We start from the raw sequence: 16,383 nt of genomic DNA, 5'->3' as shown, positions 1-16,383 counted from the left end.
AATTCGCCCACTCGGGGACGGACCGTGGACTAGGCTCAATCCCGCAGCAAGGGGAACCGGGGGTCGCGCGCGCACGTCGCACTCCCGGTGACAGGGAGGGCCAGTGGACGGTTCGCATCAGGGGTTTCACGTCGACGACGGCGCGTACGCGCGGTACGCCCGTGAGGTCGATCCGCTCGGCGACGACGTCAAGGGGGCGGCCGACCAGCACGTCGGCCCGCACGTGACGCTCGGCGGCCACGGCTTCTCCGAGATGGGCGGCGAGTCCGGCTTCTCCGGCGCCTACAGCGGCCGGATGCGCGCGCTGCAGGAGCGGATGCACCGCGTCGGCGGCGGCTGGCGGCAGGTCGGCGACGCCGCCCGGCAGACCGACCGCAACTACGCGGCGGTCGAGGGCGAGCACGGCGACGTCGTCCGGCGGCTCGGCGGCGACCTCTCGTGACCGAGCACCACACCGACCAGCTCGTCCGGCACAGCCTGGACACCACGAACCAGTTCGCGGACAAGCTCCGCCACGACCCGGCCGCGATCGGCGGCGCGCGGGACGCGCACGTCGCGCTGCAGACGTCGGTGGGGCGCACCCGCGACACCGCGTCCGACCAGCGCGTCAACCTCGCTTCCGCCAGTTCGGGCTCGACGACCGACCGCGCCACCGCGACGTCGAAGAGCCTGGAGCAGGAGGTCCAGGACCTCCTCGACGAGAGCGCCGAGATCGAGAAGGCCGTCGCCGAGGCAGCCGAGACGCTGAACCTGGGCGAGATCAAGAACGACCAGGTCCGCGACCAGATCATCAAGGAGATCTCGGCGTCGATGAAGGCGCTGGCGGCGGTGAAGTCCATCCAGCCGCCGGAAAGCCGCGCCGCCGCGTCGCGCGACATCCTGATGAAGCTGCAGACGAAGATCGGCCAGCTGACCGGCCAGGCCGCGACCTTCAGCGAGCAGACGATCAACCAGCTCACCGACATCGGGACGCGGCTGGGCGGCGGCGAAGAGCAGACGACGTCGGCGAGCAGCGCGTCCTCGACGAAGGTGGGCTCCTCCTTCAACAGCAACAGCGGCTATTCCGGGGGCTCCGACGGCGGAGGCGGCGGCGGCGGTGGCGGTGGCGGCGGCGCCGTGTCCAAGCCGCGGCTGCCGGTCGCGATCCCGCCGCAGCCCGGCTCCGGCGTCGCGATCAACCTGCCCGGCGGCAAGCAGGTCATGGCGCCCAACGAGACCGCGGCGAAGGCCGTGCGCAACGCGCTTTCGCAGCTCGGCGTGCCGTACGTCTGGGGTGGCACCGCGCGCGGCCAGGGCCTCGACTGCAGTGGCCTGACCATGACGTCGTACCAGGACGCGGGCCTGCAGCTGCCGCGGACGGCGAAGATGCAGACGGTCGGGGCCGAGGTGCCCTCGATCGACCAGCTGCTGCCCGGCGACCTGGTCGTCTGGTCCGGGCACGTGGCGATGGTGATCGGCGACGGCCAGATGATCGAGGCCGGCGACCCGGTGCAGATCAGCAAGATCCGCACCACGAACGCGGGGCAGTCGTTCATCGGCTTCTACCGCCCGACGGGGTAACTTCGCATCGTGGCTGACTTCGACATCGACCTGGCTTCTTCGCGGATCGCCGAGCAGGCGGACCGCGCGGGGGCCGAGGCGTCCGCGCGCTTCGAGCGGTCGGGCCCGGTGGTGGGCAAGGCGTCGTCCCCGGACAGCACCATCGAGGTCCAGGTCGCGCCCGGCGGGCTGCTGACGGGGCTGACGATCCACCGATCGGCGCTGCGGCACGGGTCTTCGGTCATCGCCGACCAGATCCTCGAGCTGGCCCAGCGCGCGACCCGCCGCGCGGGCGACAAGATGTACCACGCGCTGGCGCCGGTGGTGGACGCGTCGCAGCTGGAAGTCCTGGGTTACGAACCGATCCCGGACGACGACCCGGACGCCGACACCTACTCGTACGGAAGGTGAGCGCCGGTGGTCACGACACGTGAGCTGATTTCCCAGGCCCGGGCCCGCGAAGAGGCGATGGCGCGCGTCGACGAGCTGCTGGCGTCGGCGTCCGGCACGGCCCACGACCTCGACGGCCAGGTGGAGGCGACGGTCGACGGCCGCGGCAAGCTGCTGCGGCTGTGGCTGGCGCCGTCGGCGGTGAACCTGGGCGAGAGCCTGGGGCCGCTGGTCGTGGAGATCGCCCGGGCGGCCATGCGCGAGGCGACCCAGGACGGCTACAACAAGGTCGCTTTGCTGCTGGGCGAAGACATGACGTACATGATCGAGCAGATGACGGGCATGCCGGCGCCGGCCCGAGCCGAGGACGACGACCCGGGGATGACGGTCGAGGAGTTCCAGCGGCTGCGGGCGGAGCGCCTCGGTGCGGCGCCGCCGGAATCACCCGAACCGGTGACGAAGGCCGAGGACGAAGACGCGTACTGGGACTCCTTCGACCCGGCTTCCCTGCGCTCGGACCGCTAAGCCAGCTCGCCCACGAGCGCGACGACCTCGTCGAGGTGCGCCGCGGTGGTCAGGTGGCCCATGCCGGGGAACACCCGGACGTCGGCGCCGAGTGTGGGACGCGCCGCCGGGGTCAGGCGGCGCGGCGGCAGGAACCGGTCGTGTTCCCCGACTCCGATGACGCACGGCTGTTCGGCGCGGCGAGCCAGGAGCGTGGCGGGCAGGGGCGGCGGGGCCAGCGTCGTGTGGCAGCTGGCCGCCACCAGCGTCATCCACTCGACCTCCGTCGCCGGTGGTTCCTCGCCGGGGCCGACGAACAACCGCAGCATCCGGCGGGTGTTCGCGGTGGTCGGACGCAGTAACCAGAGCGTCGAAGCCAAAGCCAGGCGGGGATCCACGCTCAGCCGGATGATCCCGGCGGGGGAGACCAGCGCCCGGGCCGCGACGCGGGGTGAGCCGGCGGCCAGGACGACGGCGGCGCCCAGCGAGTTGCCCACCAGCACGACGTCTTCGGCGTCCGTCGCCGTCAGGACCTCGTCCAGCACCCGGCCGTACCAGGCCGAACGCGACCGCCGAGGGCGGCGCGGGTCGCTGAGGCCGGGCTGGCCGGGCAGGTCGACGACCGTCGTCGGCCACCGGGCCGACAACGCCCGCAGCCACGGCAGTGCCACGGCCGCGCTGAAGCCGGTGCCGGGGACCAGGACGACTCGCGCCGGTCCGGTGCCGGCCGACGTCAGCTCGACGCGGCCGGCGCTGGTGGTCACCGTCCGGCCGGTGATCGGGAAGTCCGCGCGGGACAGCGTTTCCGTGCACCATCGCCGCACTTCGCGCTGCCCGTGCGGGTTCTTGTAGACGGCCGGCATCGGGCCAGTGTCGCTCAGTTCAGCTGGGCGGTCGAGTTCGCGCCGTCCAAGGCCTCCCGGATGATGTCCGCGTGGCCCGCGTGCTGGGCCGTCTCGTGGATCAGGTGCAGCACGATCCGGCGGGCCGACCAGAACTGCGGCTCCGGCGGTGACCACGGGGTCATCGGCAGCTGGACCTCGACGTCCAGCGACGGTAGCGAAGCCACGTACTCGTCGGTCTCGGCCGCTGCGGTGGCGTAGGCCGAAACCCAGTGCGACAGCGTCTCGCTCATCGAGTACTGCGCCGTGTCCAGCATGCCGTCCGGGAGCGAGCCGTCCGCGGACTTCAGCACCTGGAGCCACATGCGCTCGCCCGTCGCGAGGTGGCGGATCAGCCCGCCCAGGGTCAGCTCGCTGACCGTCGTGCGCTTCGCCGCTTCGGCGTCCGAAATGTCCCGGACCGGGATCAGCAAGCGCTTCCGCACTTCCGCCAGCATGCCCAGAAAGTCTTCGTGTTCGCGAGTCATGAGAAGACCGTAGAACCGAATTAGGTCAGTACATGGCCGCAATCCACAATCCCGCTGAGCGGCACCCGAGTTCGGTCAGAGGTCTGGACCAACGCCAAAAGGCTGTGTCTTAATTCAAGGCGTGAATTTCGGTCTCTCGACGAGGAGGACCCGGATGGGTCTCGGACGCAGACTGGGCATCGGCGCGGTGGTACTGGGGCTGCTGGTGGCGTCGGAAACCCCCGCCCTCGCCGGAAACGGCCCGGCGTACAAGGATTCCCGGCGCCCCGTGAAGGTGCGGGTCGCCGACCTGATGTCCCGGATGACCCTCGACGACAAGCTCGGCCAGATGATGCAGGCCGAGCGCCTCGGCGTGAAGTCCCCGGCCGACGTCACCACCGGCCGGCTCGGCTCGCTGCTCTCCGGCGGCAGCTCGCAGCCGACCCCGAACACGCCCGCCACCTGGGCCGACATGTACGACGGCTTCCAGCGGGCCGCCCTCGCCACACCGCTGGGCATCCCGCTGATCTACGGCGTCGACGCGGTCCACGGCCACAATGGCCTCTACGGCGCCACCGTCTTCCCGCACAACATCGGCCTCGGCGCGACGCGCGACCCGCGGCTGGTCGAGAAGATCGGCCGCGCCACCGCGGAAGAGGTCTCCGGCACCGGCATCGACTGGGACTTCGCGCCCTGCCTGTGCGTCGCCCGCAACGACCGCTGGGGCCGCACCTACGAGTCCTTCGGCGAGGTCCCGCAGCTGGCCACCGAGATGACGTCGATCATCACCGGCCTGCAGGGGACCAGGCTGGACCGGCCTGGTTCGGTCCTCGCCACCGCCAAGCACTACGTCGGCGACGGCGGCACCACCGGCGGCGTCAACGAAGGCAACACCGAGATCAGCGAGCAGGAGCTGCGCCAGATCCACCTGCCGCCGTTCAAGGCCGCCGTCCAGCGCGGGGTCGGCTCGGTGATGATCTCCTACAGCAGCTGGAACAGCGTGAAGCTGCACGCGAACTCCTACCTGATCAACGACGTCCTGAAGAAGGAGCTCGGCTTCCAGGGCATCGTCGTCTCGGACTACAACGGCGTCGACAAGATCGACGGCAAGACCGGCTTCACCCCCGAAGAGGTCGAGGCGTCGATCAACGCGGGCATCGACATGGTGATGGTGCCGTTCGAGTGGCAGAAGTTCATCGACACGCTGCGCACGCTGGTGCAAGAGGGCCGCGTGCCGATGTCGCGGATCGACGACGCGAACAAGCGCATCCTGACGAAGAAGTTCGAGCTCGGCCTGTTCGAGCACCCGCTCACCGACCGGAAGTTCCTGAAGACCATCGGCAGCGAGGAACACCGCGACCTGGCGCGCCAAGCCGTCCGCGAGTCCCAGGTGCTGCTGAAGAACGACAACCACGTGCTGCCGCTTTCGAAGCGCGAGAAGATCTTCGTGGCCGGCAAGAACGCGGACGACATCGGCAACCAGTCCGGCGGCTGGACGGTCGGCTGGCAGGGCACCAGCGGCCCGGTCATCCCCGGCACCACGATCCTGCAGGGCATCACGAGCAACTCGAAGAAGGTCACCTACGCCAAGGACGGCACCGGGATCGACCAAAGCTACGACGTCGCCGTGGCGGTCGTGGGGGAGACGCCGTACGCCGAGGGCAAGGGCGACCGTCCACAAGGGATGGGACTGGACGCCACCGATCTCGCCACGCTGCAGAAGCTGAAGGACTCCGGCGTGCCGACGGTGGTCGTGCTGGTGTCCGGGCGCCCGCTCGACATCGCGGCGCAGCTGCCGGACTGGGCCGGGCTGGTCGAGTCCTGGCTGCCGGGCAGCGAAGGCCAGGGCGTCGCCGATGTCCTCTTCGGCGACTACAACCCGAGCGGCAAGCTGCCGGTGACGTGGATGCGCAGCGCCGACCAGCAGCCCATCAACGCCGGCGACGGCAAGCCCGCGCTGTTCCCCTTCGGCTACGGCCTGCACTACTCGCGCCACTGGTGACCGTTTCCCCGCCCCCACCGGAAGGAACACGCATGTCGTCAAGATCCCGCCGCCCCCTGATCCGGATATTGGCGTTCTTCGCCGCCTGCCTGGGTCTCACCCTGGGCGCTCCGGCCGTGCAGGCCGCGACGCCGTTCAAGGTGCTCGCGTTCTACAGCGGCACCTACGACGCCGCGCACATCAGCTTCGAGAAGGAGGCCAACGTCTGGTTCCCGCAGCAGGCGGGCGCCAACGGCTTCACCTACACCTCGACGACCAACTGGAACCAGCTGACCACCATCACGCCGAGCCAGTACCAGGTCGTCCTGTTCCTCGACGACCAGCCGCAGTCGCAGGCCCAATTCCAGGGCTTCCAGCGGTACATGCAGGCGGGCGGCGGCTTCTACGGCTTCCACGTCACCGCCTACAACGACAGCTCGACGCCGTCGTACGCCAACTGGTTCCACAACGACTTCCTCGGCACCGGCCGCTTCACGACGAACACGTGGGGCCCGACGCCGGAGACGCTGAAGATCGAGAACCGCACGCACCCGTCGACGGTGAACCTGCCGGCGACGATCAAGTCCTCGACGTCCGAGTGGTACGCCTGGCAGAACGACCTGCGCCAGAACAGCAGCATCACCATCCTGGCGTCGATGGACCAGTCCACGTTCCCGATCGGCACCGACCCGAGCCAGACCTGGAACAGCGGGTACTACCCGATCTCGTGGACGAACAAGAACTACAAGATGATCTACTCGAACTTCGGCCACAACGCGATGAACTACGAGACGAACACCGCGCTGTCGTCGACGTTCGAGAGCGCCGACCAGAACCGGTTCCTGCTGGACGGCCTGAAGTGGCTCGGTGGCGGCGGCACGACCACCCCGCCGCCGGACGGCACGATCGACCCGTCGGCCTGGTACGCCGTGGCGAACAAGGCGTCCGGCAAGTGCGTCGACGCGCGGGCGGCCGGCAGCACCAACGGCACCGTGATCCAGCAGTACACCTGCAACGGCACCACGGCCCAGCAGTACCAGTTCGCCGCGACCAGCGGCGGCTTCGACCGGATCAACAACCGCACCAACCCGGCCGAGGTCATCGACGTCACGAACGTGGCGACGACGGACAACGCCGGCCTGCAGCTGTGGTCCTACAGCGGCGGCGACAACCAGCAGTGGCAGCCGGTGTCGGAGGGCAGCGGGTACTACCACTTCGTCGCCCGCCACAGCGGCAAGTGCCTGGCCGTGCCGGGAGCGTCCACCGCGGACAGCGTCCAGCTGGTCCAGACGACCTGTGACGGCAGCGCCGCTCAGTCGTTCAAGGTCGCCTAGGGGATGCGCCACGGCCCCTCTTCGGCTAACATGAATGACCTTCACGTTGGCTGAGGAGGGTGCCGTGGTGCGCCGGAACCGAGCGATCGTCGTCGTCCTGGCCCTGCTGGCGGGCATCCTCGCCGGCGTGGCTCCCGCCGTCGCCTCCCAGCCGTTCTTCTGGGGCGTGGCGACCTCGGGGTACCAAGCCGAGGGCTCCGCGCCCGACAGCAACTGGCGCCGCTACGAGCAGGCGAAGACGTCGTCCATCAAGGAGCCCTACCTTCAGTCCGTCGACTTCCGGCACCACTACGCCGAGGACATCGACCGCGCGAAGCAGCTCGGCGTGAACGTCTTCCGCTTCAGCGTCGAGTGGGCCCGGATCGAGCCGCGGCCCGGTCAGGTCGACCAGGCCGAGCTGGCCTACTACGACGACGTCGTCCGGGACGTCGTGGCCGCCGGGATGCGGCCGATGATCACCCTCGACCACTGGGTCTACCCGGGCTGGGTCGCCGACCAGGGTGGCTGGGACTCCGACCGCACCGTCGACGCCTGGCTCGCCAACGCCCGCCGCGTCGTGGACCGCTACAAGGGGCTCGGCGCGATCTGGATCACGATCAACGAGCCGACCGTCTACCTGCAGAACGAGACCGCCAACGGCGGGCTCGCCGGCTGGAAGCTGCCGTGGGCGCAGGCGCGGCTGGTGAAGGTGCACCGCGCGGCCTACGACCTGATCCACCAGCTGGACCCGGGCGCACTCGTGTCCAGCAACACGGCCTACATCCCCGCCGCGCAAGGCATCCTGGACGCGTCGTTCCTCGACCAGGTGCGCGACAAGCTCGACTTCGCCGGCCTCGACTACTACTACGGCGCGAGCCTCGACAACCTCAGCGCGATCCACGCGGCGAGCGGCGAGTTCTGGAAGGTGACGCCGCAGCCGGACGGCATCTACTACGCGCTGCGGTACTACGCGCGGAAGTTCCCGAACCTGCCGCTGTACGTCGTCGAGAACGGGATGCCGACCGACAACGGCAACGCGCGTCCCGACGGCTACACGCGCTCGGACCACCTGCGCGACCACATCTACTGGGTGCAGCGCGCGAAGGCCGACGGCATGAACGTCATCGGCTACAACTACTGGAGCCTCACGGACAACTACGAGTGGGGCAGCTACCAGCCGCGGTTCGGACTGTACACAGTGGACGCCCGCTCGGACGCCACGCTGACGCGCCGGCCGACCGACGCCGTCGCGGCGTACCGCCAGCTGATCGCGGGCCACGGCGTCCCGGCCGGCTACACGCCGGTGCGGCCGCCGGGGTTCTGCTCGGTCGTCGACGGCCTCGGCAGCTGCCTCGACCCGGCTCGCTACCCGGGCCCGGTGGCCCCGCTGGGCTGATTTTGTGCCACTGACCTGCGGGTCTGTGGTCCGCTCTTGATAAATACATGCCGGTCTGTATGTTTGTTGCCATGACGAACAGGGTGTACGTCGTCGGCGTCGGGATGACGAAGTTCGAGAAGCCCGGGCGGCGCGAGAACTGGGACTACCCGCAGATGGCGCGCGAGTCCGGCACGAACGCGCTCGAGGACGCGGGGCTCGGCTACGACGCCGTCCAGCAGGCGTACGTCGGGTACGTCTACGGCGAGTCGACGTCCGGGCAGCGCGCCGTCTACGAGCTGGGGATGACCGGGATCCCGGTGGTCAACGTCAACAACAACTGCTCGACCGGCTCGACGGCGCTGTACCTGGCCGCGGAGGCGATCCGCGGCGGGCGCGCGGACTGCGTGCTGGCGCTGGGCTTCGAGAAGATGAAGCCGGGCTCGCTCGGGTCGACCTACGACGACCGCGAACAGCCGATGGGCAACCACCTGCAGGCGCTCGCCGAGATCTCCGAGGTGCTGTTCCCGCCCGCGCCGTGGATGTTCGGCGCCGCCGGCCGCGAGCACATGAAGAAGTACGGCACGACCGCCGAGCACTTCGCGAAGATCGGCGAGAAGAACCACCGCCACTCGGTGAACAACCCGTACGCGCAGTTCCAGGACGTCTACACGCTCGACGACATCCTCGCGTCGAGGATGATCTACGACCCGCTGACCAAGCTGCAGTGCTCGCCGACGTCGGACGGTTCCGGCGCGGCGATCCTGGCGAGCGAGGCCTTCGTGGAGACGAACGGGCTGGCCGAGCGGGCCGTCGAGATCGTCGGGCAGGCGCTGACCACCGACTTCCGCAGCACCTTCGACGGCAGCGCGAAGAACATCGTCGGCTACGACATGACCCGGCAGGCCGCGATCCAGGTGTACGAGCAGGCCGGGCTCGGACCGGCCGACTTCCAGGTCGTCGAGCTGCACGACTGCTTCTCCGCCAACGAACTCCTGACGTACGAAGCGCTCGGGCTCTGCGAAGAGGGCGAAGGCGGGACGCTCGTCGATTCCGGCGACACGACGTACGGCGGCCGGTGGGTCGTGAACCCGTCCGGCGGGCTCATTTCGAAGGGCCACCCGCTCGGCGCGACCGGGCTCGCCCAGTGCGCCGAACTGACCTGGCAGCTGCGCGGCGACGCGGACGCGCGCCAGGTCCCGGACGTGCGGGCCGCGTTGCAGCACAACATCGGACTCGGTGGCGCCGCCGTCGTCACCGCCTACCAGCGAGCTTAGGAGCAACCGTGGGTCAGATCAGCGCGTCCGTCGAACTGCCCGCCGCGCCGGACAAGGTGTGGGCGGAGTTCTCCAACCCCAACAACTTCGAGAAGTGGCTGACCATTCACACCAAGTGGAAGGGCGACGTCCCGGCGGAGTTCTCGCAGGGCTCCCAGGTGTCCGAGGTCGTCACGATGCTCGGCATGGCGAACACGATCACCTGGACCGTCGACGCCTATGAAGCGCCTTCGCGGCTGGTCATCTCCGGAACCGGGATGGCGGGGGTGAAGATCCGGTTCTCGCTGTCGGTGGCGGCGGCCGGTGCGGGGTCGGCCGCCACCATCGAGGCGGAGTTCACCGGCCAGATGATCGTCGGCGCGCTGGGCAAGGCCGTCGAGAAGGACGGCAAGAAGAACCTCGACGAGTCCCTCGAGAAGTTCAAGGCACTGGTCGCATGAAGTTCGACCCCGCCGGCCTGGACAAGTGGACGGAGCCGGTGTCGTTCGACGTCACGCGCGAGCGGCTGGCCGAGTACGCGGCGGCGACCAACGACCCGATCCCGGCCCACCGGGCCGGTGACGTCGCGAGCCCGGTGTTCGCGATCGTGCCGGTGTTCCAGTCGCTGCTGGAGCCGGCCCTGGAGGTGGTGCCGACGTCGCTGTTCGGCCGGGTGCTGCACGGTGAGCAGGACTTCCGGTTCCACCGGCCGATCCGGCCCGGTGATTCTCTCGTGTCGCGGGCCAAGATGACCGGCTACGAAGGACTGCCGAAGGGCACTCGGGCGACGGTCTACCTGGAGTGTCGCGCTTCGGATGGTTCGTTGGTGAACGAGCAGTACGTGACGTTCTTCGTGCGGGGCTTCGACACCGGTGAGAAGCGCGGCACGCTCGGGCCGTCCCACCGCTCTTCGCATTCCGATGCGCCGATCGCGAAGGTGAGCCAGCACGTCGACGACGACCAGACGTTCCGCTACGGCCCGGCCGCCGGCGACCCGATGCCGATTCACCTCGACGACGAGGTCGCTCGGGCGGCGGGTCTGCCGGGGATCATCGCGCACGGGCTGTGCACGATGGCGTTCACGTCGTGGGCGGTGCTGACCGAGGTCGCCGGGTCCTCTGTGGACAGACTGCGGCGCCTGGCCGTGCGGTTCGCGTCGCCGGTGCTGCCGGGGCAGGACCTGTCGACGTCGATCTGGGCGGCGGGTCCCGGCTCGTACGCCTTCGAAACCACGGTAGGGGACACACTCGTGATCAAAGACGGACTGGCGGAGCTGTGATGGGGTCACTCGATGGGCGGGTCGCGCTGATCACCGGTGCGGGCCGGGGAATCGGGCGTGAGCACGCACTTTTGTTCGCTCGCGAGGGCGCTTCGGTGGTGGTCAACGACATCGAGCCGGACCCCGCGGTGGTCGCGGAGATCCGCTCGTTCGGCGGTTCGGTCGTGGCGAACACGTCGGACGTGGCGTCGTGGCGGGGCGCGTCGGAGCTGGTCGACCAGGCGGTGGCGGAGTTCGGCCGGCTGGACGTGGTGGTGAACAACGCGGGCATCCTGCGCGACGCGTTCGTCGCGAGCATCACCGAAGAGCAGTGGGACGAGGTGATCGCGGTCCACCTGAAGGGCCACGCGGCGGTGCTGCACCACGCGGCGGCGTACTGGAAGTCGGTGTCGAAGGCGGGTGCCCAGCCGGCGGCGTCGGTGATCAACACGGCCTCGGCCTCCGGCGTGACCCTGCCGAACGCGGGCCAGCTCAACTACGGCGCGGCCAAGGCGGGCATCGCGGCGATGACGTTGGTGGCGGCGGCTGAACTGGAGCGTTACGGGGTGCGCGTCAACGCGATCGCCCCGATCGCCCGCACGCGCCTGACGCTGGCGACCCCGGGAATGGGCGCGATCTTCGCGGAACCGGTGGCGGAAGGCGAGTTCGACGCGTTCTCCCCGGCGAACATCTCACCGCTGGTGGCGTACCTGGCTTCGGCGAAGTGTCCGCTGACGGGCAAGGTGTTCGCGGTCCAGGGCGGCGCGATCTCGGAGCTGGGCGGCTGGCACGACGTCAAGCTGATCGAGACCGAGGGCGCGTGGGAGATCGACGACATCGCGGCGAGGCTGCCATGATCGAGTGGTCCGAGACCGACCTGCTGATCCGCGACTCGATCCGGGAGTTCATCGCGAAGGAGATCCGGCCGGTCCTGGATCCCCTGGAGAGCGGGGAGCTGCCGCCGTACGACATCATCCGGAAGCTCTTCAAGGCGTTCGGCTTGGATGCGCTCGCGCGTGAATCGGTCTCCAAGCTGTTGTCGCCATCGGGCTCTTCGGGCTCTTCGTCGATGGGTGGTCAGGAAACGCTGGCCCTGGTGGCGATCAGCGAGCTGGCCGGCGTGAGCCTCGGAATCGTGGCGTCGCTGGGCGTGTCGCTGGGGCTGACGGCGGCGACGATCCTGTCGAAGGGATCGTTGGAGCAGAAGAAGCGCTGGCTGCCGGAGCTGGCGACGTTCGAGAAGATCGGCGCGTGGGCGATCACCGAGCCGGACTCGGGCTCGGACGCGTTCGGCGGCATGCAGACCTCCGTGCGGCGCGACGGTGACTCGTATGTGCTGAACGGCCGGAAGACGTTCATCACGAACGGCCCGCACGCGGACGTCGTGGTGGTGTACGCGAAGCTGGACGACGGGTCTCCGGTGCGGGACCGCCCGGTGCTGACGTTCGTGCTGGACCGCGGGATGCCGGGGTTCGTGCAGGGCAAGCCGTTCAAGAAGATGGGGATGATGTCCTCCCCGACCGGCGAACTGTTCTTCGACGACGTGCGTCTCGGTGAGGACCGGCTGCTGTCGTCGTCGGGTTCCGAGAGTGCGCGGGAGAGTTTCGCGGCCGAGCGCGTCGGCGTGGCGGCGTTGTCGCTGGGGATCATCAACGAGTGCCAGCGGCTGTGCATCGAGTACGCGAAGAGCCGTCGGTTGTGGGGCCAGGAGATCGGCCGCTTCCAGCTGATCCAGCTCAAGCTGGCGAAGATGGAGGTGGCGCGGCTGAACGTCCAGAACATGGTGTTCCAGACGGTGGCCAAGTTGCGCGCGGGGAAGCGCCCTTCGCTGGCGGAGGCATCGGCGATGAAGCTGTACTCGTCCGAGGCCGCGACGGAGGTGGCGATGGAGGCGGTGCAGCTGTTCGGGGGGAACGGGTACATGGCGGAGTACCGGGTGGAGCAGCTGGCCCGGGACGCGAAGTCGCTGATGATCTACGCAGGCAGCAACGAGATCCAGGTGACGCACATCGCGAAGGCACTGCTGGCCTGATCGACTCCCACCACGGCCGCCGCTGTGTCATCGTGGACGGGACGGTGAGGGAGGAGCCGGCTGTGGACTTCTCGGCGGGATTCAGAACCGCTAAGCGGCGTCATCCGGTGCGTGTTTCGTTCAGCGCCCTGCTCCGGGTGACCGACGACGACCGGTACGTGCTGTTCGACTCTCCCAAACGGCCGGGCGCCTACGGGCCACCGGGTGGGGTCGTCAAGATCCACCCGCCCGCGGTTCGTCTGCTCGAATCCTGGGGGTTCCAGCCGGATCGTACGACGGCCGGTGCCGAGAAGATGAAGGGTGATCTCCGCGGGATCCTGCCCGCCGGCTCGCTGCGGGCGTTCCAAGCTTGGTTCGCGACCGGCGCCTACCGGGAAACCGCGGCGGAATGCCTGCGTCGCGAGCTGCGGGAGGAACTGGCCGAAGTCGGCCTCGGAGCGGCAGAGCCGCTCACCCGATCGCTCGTCTTCACACCAGTCCGGACAGTACTCGAAAGGCCCGCAGCAGTGCCTGGGAAGCCGTATCTGCAGGTGCGTGGCTTCGACGTGCGAGATTTGGCGACGGTGCACCCCGACGCCGTGCGGTTGCGTCGTGAACTGCTCGAAGCAGGTCGCACGGAGAGCTGCGTCGGGGTGATCTGCGCAGGCTTCGACGACATCGTGCACGGCCGCCTCGGCCGGGCCCTCATCGCGCCGCAGAGTGCTTTCCTCGCCGGTCCGGTGCGGCTCGCCCCCGATCTCCCGCCGGTCCGGTGACCAGCGACCCCGTCGCGGCGGACCTCATCAGCCGCGGCCGATGGCTCGGCGAGGTCCGGTTCGACCCGCCGCGCGTCGCGCTGGCCGCCGCTGTGCCCGCTGCCGAACCGCCGCCCGGCACGGCATTCTTCGAACTGCACGGGCGGTTCACGCTGGAACCAGGCCTCGGCGGCACGCTGGTGGCGGCACACCTGGTGGTGGGGTTCGACGACACGCGGGTCGTCGTGTGGGAGGCGACCGGTGCGGCTTCGACACCGAACACACCGATGGCCGTTTCCGAGATTCCCGGTGGTTGTGGCTGGTTGCTCGGCGAACCGCTGGGGGATGCTCCGATCCCACTGGCGGGAAGCATGCGGGCAGTGCTGCGCGCGCCTGTGGACGTCACGGAGGTGACGGGGTTCCTGCGGATGGACACGACCCTGCGTACCGGCCGAGGCCGGGGCCGCCGCACCCACGGCGGCTGCCAGCCCACGCGGTTCTCGGTAACCCCTCCGGACGGCTGGACGCAGGATGCCCACTCGGCATCAGGCCCGGACCGGCCGGTCAGCACCCGAGCGCCGGCGGTGCGGTTGTGCCTGGCCGCGGACACCGAGTCGTACAGCAGGTTCACCACTGTCGAAGCCGCCCGCTCTCAGCAGCGGCTGGTCGCCGTGCTCGAGCAGGCGCGGCGGCATGCGGGGCTGCACGAGGCGGACGTCGACCTGCAGCAGTCCGGTGACGGCCAGTTCTCGATCATGCCCGCGGGAGTCGACGAGTCGGTGGTGATCCCGCGCCTCGTTTCGGGGATCCGGACCGGGCTCGCCTTGATCAACGCGGACCTCAACGCGCACGCGCGGCTTCGGCTGCGCGTCGCGCTGCACCGCGGCCACGTCGCCGCCGGTGTGAACGGCTGGCTCGGCGGCGCGGCCATCGCCGTGCACCGCCTGCTGGACAGCGCACCGGTCCGCGCGGCGCTGATCCACCGGCGGGACGCGGACTTCGCCCTCATCGTGTCCGACGTGCTCTTCACCGACATCATCGCGGACGGGTACGGCTCGCTCGACCCGGCGGACTTCGCGGCGGTCGAAGCCCGGCTGCCGGAAAAGAACTTCGCCGAACGGGCCTGGGTCTACGTACCGTCCAGCTGAGCTGGTCAGGGCCGGCGAAACAGCACCGGCACCTCACCGCCACGACCGTGGCTCTCCCCGGTCATCATCGTTGCCCGGCCGACCCGGTAAGCGGGCTCGATCGCGCGCCCGGCGACCAGCGCCATATAAAAAGCCACACTGAAGTCCATCGCCGACCGGTCGCCGATCCAGCTGCGCATCCCGATCACGTAGTTGATGTGCTCCGACAGTGCCTGAGCGAGCGCTTCGCTGTAGCAGGCGTTGACGATGACGCATTCGACCGTGTCGGACACCTCTGCGAACAAGGCAGCAATCCCGGCCGTGGACAGCACGCGTTGCCTGCCGTCATCGGCTTCGGCGACGAACCTGCCGTCTTCGGCCCCGTGCCCGGACAGGTGGACGATGCGCGGAGAGAAGTCGAGCAGCGCCTGGGTCAGGTCCCTGGCCCGCAGCGCTCCTTGCTCGGCGAGGGCGAAGCGGTCGCGCTGCGCGCCCCGCCGCAGCGCTTCCTTGATGTCTCGCACCTCCGCGGCCAGTCTGAGCTGATCACTGTCAGTGGGGTTCGCCGACAGGTAGAGGATCCGCACCTGTCCGGAGTCGGGACTCGCCCTGTGCCCTACCTGCACAGTCAGCTTCCGCGCGGTCTCCACGCGCTGCGCAAACTCGTCGACGCACAGCGCGCTCACGTGCACCGGCACCTCGCGGCCGGTTTCCCGCGTCAGCACGTGGAACGCGAAAGCCTCGTTTTCGCCCGGCCGCAGGTGGCCGAGGTCGGCGACGACGCCGTTGGGGTCGACCTCGAACGGGCCCTGCAGGGTCAGCCTGCCCCACCTGATCGGGGCTTCGCCGGTGTTGGTCACGTAACCGCGCAGGGTGTCCCATTCACGGTGTGCCAGCACTGGCGTCGACAACGCGATTTCGAAACTCGGTGGCGGCCCTTTGACCTCCGCTTTCTGCGCGACTACCGCCAGCGGTGCGCTGAAGTCGGAAACGCGGAACGCCGCGCCACGGTGATCGCGGAAGGAGAAGTTGGCGCTGCCGGCCGTCCACCAGCCGACCTTCATCGGGCGGACGCGGACGAGCGTGCTGAAGCTTTCCCCGGGCTCCAACCGCGCCACCTCCACCGCGCGGTTGCCTCGCACCGCTGTGACCTGAGGCGGTAGCCGGAGCGTGAAGACTATGTTCGTGCAGAGGTGCTCACCCTCGTTGGTCAGCCGGAGGGTCAGGTCCGCAGGCTTGCCGACGGTCAGGTCCCCGGCGAGCAGGTCGGCTGTGATCACGTCGGTAGTCCTTCGAGCAGGGTGGCCCGAGAGTGGTGGGTCCGGCGGCAGCTCTCGCAGTGCACGGCGGAGCGGTCCTGCGGTGCAGACTCCCCGGTCGCGCCCGAGGCGAACGCCTCGTCCTGTCCCACGATCACCTGGTGGTCTCGGCAGAGCGGCTTGCCGCAGTGGTGGCAGACCGCGTCGACGATCACCTTTTCCTTCTCGTCCTCACGAGCGTTGCAGTCGCTGCACTCCCAGGCCATT

General features: G+C 69.3%; 18 protein-coding genes. 14 read left to right on the top strand and 4 right to left on the bottom strand.

Annotated features, from left to right (window positions below; all coding sequences use genetic code 11):
* Positions 1 to 103: 103 nt before the first annotated feature.
* Genes ACZ7OU_RS49990 through ACZ7OU_RS49975 form a run of 4 tightly spaced genes read left to right on the top strand, consistent with a single transcriptional unit; the run spans position 104 to position 2,454 of the window.
* Complete coding sequence (locus ACZ7OU_RS49990; protein WP_470245615.1) at positions 104 to 442, top strand: hypothetical protein; 339 nt, start codon at positions 104 to 106, stop codon at positions 440 to 442.
* On the top strand, positions 439 to 1,560 hold the full coding sequence (locus ACZ7OU_RS49985) for a C40 family peptidase (protein ID WP_470260736.1): 1,122 nt from the start codon (positions 439 to 441) through the stop codon (positions 1,558 to 1,560). Before ACZ7OU_RS49990 ends, ACZ7OU_RS49985 begins: the two co-directional genes overlap by 4 nt.
* Before the next feature lie 9 nt (positions 1,561 to 1,569).
* The gene (locus ACZ7OU_RS49980) at positions 1,570 to 1,950 is read left to right on the top strand and encodes a YbaB/EbfC family DNA-binding protein (protein WP_470245613.1); all 381 of its coding nucleotides are present in this window, start codon (positions 1,570 to 1,572) and stop codon (positions 1,948 to 1,950) included.
* Positions 1,951 to 1,956: 6 nt separating this feature from the next.
* Positions 1,957 to 2,454 carry a YbaB/EbfC family nucleoid-associated protein gene (locus tag ACZ7OU_RS49975; RefSeq protein WP_470260735.1) on the top strand — a complete coding sequence of 166 codons (498 nt, stop codon included), beginning with the start codon at positions 1,957 to 1,959 and terminating at the stop codon, positions 2,452 to 2,454.
* Here the strand turns inward: ACZ7OU_RS49975 and ACZ7OU_RS49970 are convergent.
* Both ACZ7OU_RS49970 and ACZ7OU_RS49965 read right to left on the bottom strand, forming a co-directional pair.
* Positions 2,451 to 3,296 carry an alpha/beta fold hydrolase gene (locus ACZ7OU_RS49970; protein ID WP_470260734.1) on the bottom strand — a complete coding sequence of 282 codons (846 nt, stop codon included), beginning with the start codon at positions 3,294 to 3,296 and terminating at the stop codon, positions 2,451 to 2,453. The genes ACZ7OU_RS49975 and ACZ7OU_RS49970 overlap by 4 nt on opposite strands.
* A gap of 14 nt (positions 3,297 to 3,310) precedes the next feature.
* Entirely contained in the window at positions 3,311 to 3,802 is a 492-nt protein-coding gene (locus ACZ7OU_RS49965) for a mycothiol transferase (protein ID WP_470260733.1), read from the bottom strand.
* Between the two features lie 154 nt (positions 3,803 to 3,956).
* On the opposite strand from ACZ7OU_RS49965, the gene ACZ7OU_RS49960 reads away from it, so the two are divergent.
* The 10 genes from ACZ7OU_RS49960 to ACZ7OU_RS49915 all read left to right on the top strand — a co-directional run bounded on the left by ACZ7OU_RS49960 (position 3,957) and on the right by ACZ7OU_RS49915 (position 14,878).
* Entirely contained in the window at positions 3,957 to 5,783 is a 1,827-nt protein-coding gene (locus ACZ7OU_RS49960; RefSeq protein WP_470260732.1) for a glycoside hydrolase family 3 protein, read from the top strand.
* A 32-nt stretch (positions 5,784 to 5,815) separates the two neighbouring features.
* Positions 5,816 to 7,096, top strand: a complete 1,281-nt coding sequence (locus tag ACZ7OU_RS49955; protein ID WP_470260731.1) for a ThuA domain-containing protein — start codon at positions 5,816 to 5,818, stop codon at positions 7,094 to 7,096.
* A 67-nt stretch (positions 7,097 to 7,163) separates the two neighbouring features.
* A complete protein-coding gene (locus tag ACZ7OU_RS49950; RefSeq protein WP_470260730.1) occupies positions 7,164 to 8,471 on the top strand; it encodes a family 1 glycosylhydrolase in 1,308 nt (435 codons plus the stop codon).
* A gap of 71 nt (positions 8,472 to 8,542) precedes the next feature.
* A complete protein-coding gene (locus tag ACZ7OU_RS49945) occupies positions 8,543 to 9,727 on the top strand; it encodes a lipid-transfer protein (RefSeq protein WP_470260729.1) in 1,185 nt (394 codons plus the stop codon).
* A gap of 8 nt (positions 9,728 to 9,735) precedes the next feature.
* Positions 9,736 to 10,167: a type II toxin-antitoxin system Rv0910 family toxin gene (locus ACZ7OU_RS49940; protein ID WP_470245605.1), complete on the top strand. Its 432-nt coding sequence runs from the start codon at positions 9,736 to 9,738 to the stop codon at positions 10,165 to 10,167.
* Complete coding sequence (locus ACZ7OU_RS49935; protein WP_470260728.1) at positions 10,164 to 10,985, top strand: MaoC/PaaZ C-terminal domain-containing protein; 822 nt, start codon at positions 10,164 to 10,166, stop codon at positions 10,983 to 10,985. Before ACZ7OU_RS49940 ends, ACZ7OU_RS49935 begins: the two co-directional genes overlap by 4 nt.
* A complete protein-coding gene (locus tag ACZ7OU_RS49930; RefSeq protein WP_470260727.1) occupies positions 10,985 to 11,821 on the top strand; it encodes an SDR family oxidoreductase in 837 nt (278 codons plus the stop codon). The genes ACZ7OU_RS49935 and ACZ7OU_RS49930 overlap by 1 nt, the downstream gene beginning before the upstream one ends.
* Positions 11,818 to 12,996: an acyl-CoA dehydrogenase family protein gene (locus tag ACZ7OU_RS49925; protein ID WP_470260726.1), complete on the top strand. Its 1,179-nt coding sequence runs from the start codon at positions 11,818 to 11,820 to the stop codon at positions 12,994 to 12,996. The genes ACZ7OU_RS49930 and ACZ7OU_RS49925 overlap by 4 nt, the downstream gene beginning before the upstream one ends.
* Positions 12,997 to 13,058: 62 nt before the next feature.
* Entirely contained in the window at positions 13,059 to 13,751 is a 693-nt protein-coding gene (locus ACZ7OU_RS49920) for an SMODS-associated NUDIX domain-containing protein (RefSeq protein WP_470260725.1), read from the top strand.
* The gene (locus ACZ7OU_RS49915) at positions 13,748 to 14,878 is read left to right on the top strand and encodes a hypothetical protein (protein WP_470260724.1); all 1,131 of its coding nucleotides are present in this window, start codon (positions 13,748 to 13,750) and stop codon (positions 14,876 to 14,878) included. The genes ACZ7OU_RS49920 and ACZ7OU_RS49915 overlap by 4 nt, the downstream gene beginning before the upstream one ends.
* Before the next feature lie 5 nt (positions 14,879 to 14,883).
* Here ACZ7OU_RS49915 and ACZ7OU_RS49910 read toward each other — a convergent pair whose 3' ends face one another.
* Positions 14,884 to 16,137: a CHAT domain-containing protein gene (locus ACZ7OU_RS49910; protein ID WP_470260723.1), complete on the bottom strand. Its 1,254-nt coding sequence runs from the start codon at positions 16,135 to 16,137 to the stop codon at positions 14,884 to 14,886.
* Positions 16,134 to 16,382 (bottom strand): hypothetical protein, encoded by a 249-nt coding sequence (locus ACZ7OU_RS49905; RefSeq protein WP_470260722.1) that lies wholly within the window; start codon positions 16,380 to 16,382, stop codon positions 16,134 to 16,136. Before ACZ7OU_RS49905 ends, ACZ7OU_RS49910 begins: the two co-directional genes overlap by 4 nt.
* Position 16,383: the final 1 nt, after the last annotated feature.

It is taken from the genome of Amycolatopsis sp. NPDC114505 (genome assembly GCF_055633615.1).
This window is presented reverse-complemented; position numbering and strand designations above follow the sequence as displayed.